This window comes from Syntrophorhabdaceae bacterium, assembly GCA_035541755.1.
Lineage (GTDB): Bacteria > Desulfobacterota > Syntrophorhabdia > Syntrophorhabdales > Syntrophorhabdaceae > PNOF01.
In genome coordinates this window covers 1-7,470 of the sequence record DATKMQ010000085.1, presented here as the reverse complement: position 1 = coordinate 7,470, position 7,470 = coordinate 1, and the positions used below count along the sequence as shown (strand labels likewise).

At 52.4% G+C, this 7,470-nt stretch carries 8 protein-coding genes; 6 read left to right on the top strand and 2 right to left on the bottom strand.

Translation table 11 applies throughout. The annotated features are described in order from the left end of the window. A partial coding sequence (locus VMT62_08320) for a nitroreductase family protein (GenBank protein HVN96419.1) occupies positions 1 to 370 on the top strand: 370 nt, incomplete at its 5' end. Between the two features lie 617 nt (positions 371 to 987). Here the strand turns inward: VMT62_08320 and VMT62_08315 are convergent. Both VMT62_08315 and VMT62_08310 read right to left on the bottom strand, forming a co-directional pair. Then, positions 988 to 1,500 (bottom strand): hypothetical protein, encoded by a 513-nt coding sequence (locus VMT62_08315; protein HVN96418.1) that lies wholly within the window; start codon positions 1,498 to 1,500, stop codon positions 988 to 990. 343 nt (positions 1,501 to 1,843) lie between these two features. Continuing rightward, complete coding sequence (locus VMT62_08310; GenBank protein ID HVN96417.1) at positions 1,844 to 3,415, bottom strand: sigma 54-interacting transcriptional regulator; 1,572 nt, start codon at positions 3,413 to 3,415, stop codon at positions 1,844 to 1,846. A 344-nt stretch (positions 3,416 to 3,759) separates the two neighbouring features. Here VMT62_08310 and VMT62_08305 point away from each other — a divergent pair, with 344 nt between their 5' ends. The 5 genes from VMT62_08305 to VMT62_08285 form a co-directional block, all read left to right on the top strand. Continuing rightward, entirely contained in the window at positions 3,760 to 4,074 is a 315-nt protein-coding gene (locus VMT62_08305; protein ID HVN96416.1) for a hypothetical protein, read from the top strand. A 28-nt stretch (positions 4,075 to 4,102) separates the two neighbouring features. Continuing rightward, complete coding sequence (locus tag VMT62_08300) at positions 4,103 to 4,603, top strand: hypothetical protein (protein HVN96415.1); 501 nt, start codon at positions 4,103 to 4,105, stop codon at positions 4,601 to 4,603. Positions 4,604 to 4,728: 125 nt separating this feature from the next. Beyond that, positions 4,729 to 5,469 (top strand): DUF4386 family protein, encoded by a 741-nt coding sequence (locus tag VMT62_08295; protein ID HVN96414.1) that lies wholly within the window; start codon positions 4,729 to 4,731, stop codon positions 5,467 to 5,469. 130 nt (positions 5,470 to 5,599) lie between these two features. Then, a complete protein-coding gene (locus VMT62_08290) occupies positions 5,600 to 6,847 on the top strand; it encodes a serine hydrolase domain-containing protein (protein HVN96413.1) in 1,248 nt (415 codons plus the stop codon). A 9-nt stretch (positions 6,848 to 6,856) separates the two neighbouring features. Continuing rightward, the coding region (locus VMT62_08285; protein HVN96412.1) for an NAD(P)H-dependent oxidoreductase at positions 6,857 to 7,470 on the top strand (614 nt) is incomplete at its 3' end.

The window sequence follows — 7,470 nt, the reverse complement described above, 5'->3', positions numbered from 1 at the left end:
CGATATCTATGTAACGACCGCGGAGGGCCTTTATCTGTACGACCCAAAAGGGAACGTGCTCACACGGATCATGACCGAGGATATCCGGGCACTTACGGGCACCCAGGCGTACGTGAAGGACGCGCCTGTGAACCTTGTCTACGTTTCTGACTATGCAAAACTGAGCGGTACGGATGTTGAGAAAGCGTTCTATTCCGGCGCCCATACGGGCTTCATCAGTGAGAACGTCTACCTGTTCTGCGCGGCCGAGGGCCTCGCAACGGTAGTTCGTGCGATGATCGACAGGCCCCGCCTTGCAGTAGCGATGAAGTTAAGACCCGATCAGAGGATCACTCTCTCGCAAACGGTGGGGTACCCGAAAAAGACGTAAGAAGTCTGGAGGGGAGCGTACGTTTTTCATAATGCAAAATCGGCCAGATGCCGAGAACCTCCGTTTTTCACAGAAAAGATATTCCTTTTTTCGTTGATTAAGATCAGTAAACACAAAACTCAGCCCAAAGTCTAACAGAGAGGACTGGACCGATTTATGCCGGAAAGGTCAAATTGGCAAAAGATATTCCCAGTGCTGCCTCAAGGCAGATCTTCTCACTTCTTGCCTTCAGTGGCTAAGGGGCTAGCACCCGTTTTGATCTCGGTCTGACGTCGACGGCGTTCCTCGCCCGCCTGGGCAAGTTGCTGTCGATTGCTCTCGTCTACTCGGAAAAACGCTTCACGCCACGTATCGTCTCCCCATTGGTACGGTGTCTGGACGGTGGTGCGGGGCATCCAGGCCCGGTCGAGCAGAACAAGTGCCGTATCAACAATCGAACGCTGCATGTCGGTGTCCCAGGGCTTGCCACAAGGGTTCCCCAGAGGAAAATCCGTAAATACGAAGCGTGGAACCCCGCATTCCTCAACTATGTCCCGCGCACTACCCATGATCACCGTAGGGATACCATTCTCCTCTAAATGTCTCGCGGCCAGACTCACGGTCTGGTGGCAAATAGGTCACAGGGCGGGAAGAAGCAGGACATCGACCCCGTCCTCACGGCACCATTCAAGAATCTGTGGCGCATGGCTTTGCAGCGTTTTCCGCTGGCTATAATCCGACGGTATGCCGTAGAAGCGGGGCGAGACCGATCCGATTCCGCGAGCTGCAGCACATTCGAGCAGGCGGTCGAGAGGCAGAAAACTATTGATATCCTCGGTATGGGTTGCCTGCTTGTCCCAACCAAGATCGTCCGTGAATAAACGGGCAGGTGGGGGACTTATCGGTTCGACATAGGCATGCCGCGCCTCCAATCCAAACCCCAGAATGTCGGTCTTCACCTCGGCGCGCGGTTTACCCGCAGTCGTGACCAACCCCACCTTACACTGGGCGAGGGGTTTGCTCGGGCGGGTAAATGGTACTTCATCGTAGCGAGGCCAGGCGTATGCTTTGGCATAGCCCTGGGCAGCATAGTATTCTCGACTGCGATCAATGTAACTCACAAAAGAGCGGTGTGTCTCATGATGTTCCATTGGTCTTCCTCCCTCGATATGTGAGATAAGCCTCTGCACTCACTAATGTCCTAAAAAGTATAGGCAAGGTATGTGCGCGTGTCAACAAACGTGCGCTGTTCCCGGCTATAGGCCAAAATTCTCCCTTTTTGACTGTAATCCACACCCTGTCTATATAAACAGACGTAAGTGATTTCAGACCGTACTAAATAGCACGACCATTCGGGGAGACTGGACTTGGCCAGTCGTCGGGTTTTTGTCTGACATTAGAGAACTGATCTATTCTAAGTTTCTTGTCCTCTTCCGAATAAGGAAAGGGCAACATGAGACATGTCTTAATTGTTCGTCTCGGTCCAGAGGAACGTCAAATATCTGTTTGTCTTCCGTACTGGATACCAAGCTTATTCATTTTGCTCCGGAGCGTGCTCGCGTTGATGCCGAGCACCTCTGCCGCCCCTCCCGGGCCATGTACCTTTCCGCCGACCTCCTCAAGGACGTGCATGATGTGACTGGAGATCACGTCATCGAGGCTCCGGAGACCTTTTTCTCCATCCTGGCGGGCGCTATATTTCGGAGGGGGAGAGAGAATACGATCAAAGACGAGGGATTCTCCCTTGCTGAGAATGAGAGCGCGTTCGAGCACGTTCTCGAGCTCACGAACGTTGCCGGGCCAGTCGTATGCCATAAGTTGATCAATGGCGCCGGGGGCGAGGACGGGCGCAGCAGGAAGCTTAAGATCTTTCGACCTCCTCCTGAGGAAGTGACGGGTCAACGCCGGGATATCAACCTTCCTGTCTCTCAGAGGGGGGATCACTATCGGAAAGACATTGAGCCGAAACCAAAGGTCTTCTCTGAAATTACCCGTCTTGACCATCTCTTCAAGAGGGCGGTGTGTAGCGGTAATGATCCGTATGTCTACGGGAATTGAGGCTGTACCACCCACTCGCTGAATCTCCTTGTATTGCAGCACCCTGAGCAGTCTCACCTGAGCGGCAGGAGGCAGTTCACCAATCTCGTCAAGGAATATGGTCCCGTGATGTGCCCTCTCGAAACATCCCCGTTTCTGGGCGATGGCCCCGGTAAAAGAGCCCTTCTCGTGGCCGAATAGCTCGCTGTCAATGAGGCTCTCCGGAATTGCACCGCAATTAACTTTTATAAACGGACCGTCCTTGCGGGAAGATGAATAATGCAATGCGTTCGCGATCACGTCTTTTCCAACCCCCGTTTCTCCTCGGACAAGCACCGGGCTGTCAAGGGGAGCGACATGTCCCACCAATTCCGCTACATCTCTCAGCCCGAACTCCAAGCCAACGATTTCGTCCCCTGACAGGCGAAAGAGCTCACGGTGGAGATAGCGGTTGTCGTCGGCAATGATATCTTTAAGCCTGAGAACCTCCTGATGCTCTAATGCGTTGGACACGGCAATGGCAAAAGGTTCATGTAAGTTCCCGAGAAGTCTCGCGTGTTCCTCGGTGTAACGGTCGCAGCCTTCCACCGAAACGACCATGCTTCCCAAAGGCCTGCCTCCGCTCCGCAAGAACATAAGCATAAGGGATGATTCAGCCGGCACAAAATACTGGGCGACCGACCACGTAGCGGGCTCAGCCGATGGGCGATTGACGATATGTACGGCTACGGGCTCGAGGCCGGCACGATCGACGAGAACCCGTTCGCCGAATGTGAACTTCTGGAATTTCTCGCGGACTTCTATAGAAAGGGGATGGAGTACATCCACGGTTTCACCCCCTTCTTCGTCGGCTACAAAGACGGTTTTGGCAGCGCCGAGATCCGGCTGCCAGAGATGGACGCTCAGCCACTTGGCCGGCATGACCTGGCGAAGAAATGCGATGCAGCTACGCATGCCAGTCTCAAGATCGAGACTGCCGCATATCCTGAGGGTCACTTCCTGGAATATGTCTTTCTCGTGCGTCGTCATGTTTACCTCCATGGCAAATCGGATATGCTTGCCGTGTTTTTTGCCTGTACTTTGGAGTCGCCAATTTCCGTAGTTTCCTATGAAGATACGCTCTGGACTGGGTCTGCAAGTAGATGATTGCATCAGTGTTGGCCATGTCGATGGCAGTTGTTCTCTCGACTTGTTTAATTGTCTCATATCATGGAAACAGTCTGTTGGCAATTAGAAATTGCGAAATACCACAATCAAAATACTGCGATATTTAGTAATTTTGGCTCTCTGATGGACGAAACACGTTGATATTTATGGACAATTGTTTATGGCATCCTTCTTGCCTTATCTATATCTTAGTAAAGGAGGCGGTTATGAGATGGATAGAACTCATTCATGTAAGATCTTCAAACAAGCAAAGGATGCCTGACATGTCGGCTTTTCAAGTGAATGATTCACCGGAGGGGCTGCTCGAGATGAGCATGTATCGCGACGCCACTGTCGAAACTGATCTTGCAATCCATCTGACATGGGAAACCTCAGAGACGGCGACGGACGGAAGTCAGCTCGCCTTCCAGCTCGTCTCGGCGCTCAAGCTTTTCGGTCTGGTTCATCACTCCGTGTGGATAGAGCAGGAAAGACGGATGGCATTTAAGCGCAACGAAGACCGGGATCAACTACTGATCTGACCTCGTCAGGTCACAAAAGGAGGAATACATGGAAACTTTTATCGGAATTCTCAAACATACCCCATGGTGGGTTTTTCTTGCATTCGTTTACGTCCTGTACGCAGGCATCAAAGCCACCAGACCACGTCGCGTACCTATGTTCAGATTGCTTATCCCTCCCTGTATATTCACGCTTTTGTCGCTTTATACGCTTATCGGTCGCATCGGAGACCATGTCCTTTACATATTACCGTGGGGCCTGGCCATCGGTACGGGGATTATCATCGGTTGGCTGGAAAGCCGCAGGTTTGTTCTTGTCGCAGATAAAAAGGGGCGCCATCTTCAAATACCAGGATCTGTCCTGAGCTTTTTTCTGTTCCTTTTCTTCTTCGGCGCCCAATACTATTACGGATTCATGAGAGCCACGGACCCGGCAAGGGTTAAAGGAATCACCTTTGTGGTGTTCATGCTTCTCGTTTCCGGCCTTGGCACCGGCATTATGTGGCTGAGGAGTTATTCGTATCTCCTCGCGTATACGAGGGCCAGATGAAAGTATTTCTTGGCCGTGGTCGACATCAAAGGTTCTACAGTTGCATGAAGATGGGGGGCATAGGTTCGTGCTGTGCCTTCGAATACTCGCCCTCATCCCTCCCAACCGGGAGAAAGGAGAATAAGATGAAAACGGTAACAGCGCCAACCTTGTCAGATTTGGAAAACATTAAACGCATCGGAACGGGTCTCGCCTTCATTCTGTTCCCGCTCCTTTTCGTAGTGGCGTTTGCTCTTCATCCGCATTTATTGAATCCCCATGTGCTTTCTGCACGGGCCCTGGTACTCAGGGCACGCCATGCCGATCTCATGCAACTGGGTCACGCGCTGGATCTATTCAGCACGATCCTTCTCGTGGCGGTAGCCCTACGCTTCATGAGGAAGCTGGAAGATACGTCTGTCGCATGGGCCGGTCTCATCGGCGCTGCGCTTGCGATCTGGGGCGTGCTTATGCTCGCCACTTTAAAGGGGGCACTTTGTCTCACCATGAGCGCAGTCGACACAGTATCCGATCAGGAGTTCGCTCAGATGATACCGGGGCTCGTGGCCATGTTTTCGAGAAAGGGTTGGATGGTCATGACGTGGGGCATCGTCTGTATGCCTCTGGGGTTTGCCATTCAGTGTATCGCGCTCCTCAGGACAAGAACGATCCCCCGGTGGCAGAGCGCCCTGTTCCTTATGGGCATGCTGTTGCTCTGCACCCCTGATGGGGCCGAAATTGTGAGTCTCTCTGCCTCCTCGCTTATGGCAATAGCGTTGGTGCCCTACGGGGTTCAGACGATCATAAACAAGAACGCATGGACGCAAAACGGCAGGGTGGGCGAAATGCGTGTCGCGTTAGCTGTTGCGGATAAGGCTGTCAGGTGATCCCATGAAATTTGACAATAGCCAGGACATACGGAATCCAATATATAAGCACCTTGCCATCTCGCCTTTTCCGGCCTTTGGTTGTACAATGGGAAAAGAGCGGTCGTGTCCAAAGATCAGGAGGACAATTATGCTGAGTTCTAAAGGGATAACAAGATTATTTGCCATCGTTGCGGTCTCTATAGGATTGCTGACGACACTACCTCAATGTTCCGGACGGTCTTTCGATAATACAGACCAGAAATTGGAGGCCTTGGTCGCTGGTTTTGTCCTGAACGACAAATCGGTGAGAAACTGCGTGCTGGCCGTGGCAAAAGGCGACGGCTCGCTCAACTGGTCCGGGGCCGCCGGTATCGGGCACCAAAACGGGCAGGCGCCTATGACAAAGGATACCCCCATATATATCGCCAGCGTCACAAAGCTCTATACCGCAACCGCCATCATGCGCCTCTCCGAATCAGGCGCACTTTCCCTTGACGATCCGATGTCCAAGTACCTGCCGGACAAACTCATCCGTGGTATCCATGTTTATGAGGGAACGGACTACTCTTCGAAAATCACGATCAGGCAGCTTGTCTCGCACACTTCGGGTATAGCCGACTACTACGATGAAAAACCCAAAGGAGGGAAGAATCTCTTTGAAGTATTCATAGAACAGCCGGAACGTCCATGGACCGTGGAGGAGACCATAGAGAGAGCCAGAAAGGACTTACGGCCTAACTTCGCTCCGGGCACTCGCACATCTTATTCGGATACGAATTTCCAGCTATTGGGAAAAATTATCGAAGCCGCAACGGGGAAACCGCTTCACGTCGTTTTCGACGAATTGTTCTTCCGTCCCCTCGGCCTTACCCACACGTGGATGATCGGCCGCTCGAAGCCGCTTGCCCCTTCATCTGATCCGGCGGATGTATTCTACAAAGATATGAATATCACGAAAACGCGCTCAAATGGGGCCTACTGGGCAGAGGGAGGGATCGTTTCCACTGCGGAGGAGATGATCGTGTTCTTGAAAGCACTCAACGAGGGACGCATCATTCGAGGCGAAACAGTGCAGGCGATGCATGACTGGCGCTCCTGGCATTTTCCCCTTCGTTACGGCTACGGCACCATGCTGTTCAAAATGCCGCCATTGTCGTCAAGAATCTTTGGAGTGCCTCCCCTGTGGGGCCATTCAGGCTCTACCGGCTCCTTCCTCTATTACTCAGAAGACTTGAACCTGTACATGGCGGGAACCATCGATCAGGTTGACGCAAAGGTTGCGCCTTTCAAGCTCATGCGGGCGGCAATGAAGGCAGTTCGATCCGGGCTTACAACGTCGAAACAAAAGACCTATACTGATAGCTCACTTCCGGAAATGGCCGGAAGGCTGTCTTAGGAGGATGCTATGAAAGCGACGGTATTAGTGGGAACAGCCGAAAATGAAACTTCCATCTTTACCTGGACGCTCAACTCGTTCCTCGAACAAAAGGGCTATTCGGTAAAGACGTATTATTTGAGCGATATGAAGATTCCACCGTGTGGCGGGGAGTTTGACTGCTGGCTGAAAACGCCGGGAATATGCAAGATGCCAGGTCCCCATCGAGAGATCGCGGCTTCCATCATCCAGAGCGACCTGCTCGTGGGTCTCACGCCGGTGACCTGGGGAGGATACAGCTACGACCTAAAGAAGGCCATGGACCACACGATTCCCCTGGTATCTCCCCTCATGGAGTCTTCCCATGGCCTGACGTACCACGTTCCACGCTATCGTCACTATCCGGACTACCTCGCTATCGGTATATTGGAAAAGCCGGATAATAATCTGGAGCATATCTTCGAGACACTCATAAAAAGAGTGGTCCTCAACTATTACGCGGATCATTATGATACGCGCTTTATATACCGTGATGCAATATCGGCCATCACTTCCGCTTCCTTGGAATCCTGGTTCCCCTTGCGTCACAGCAGCGGGGAAAAGACCCTCACACACGTGGACATTGATGTTACGCCGCCATCACG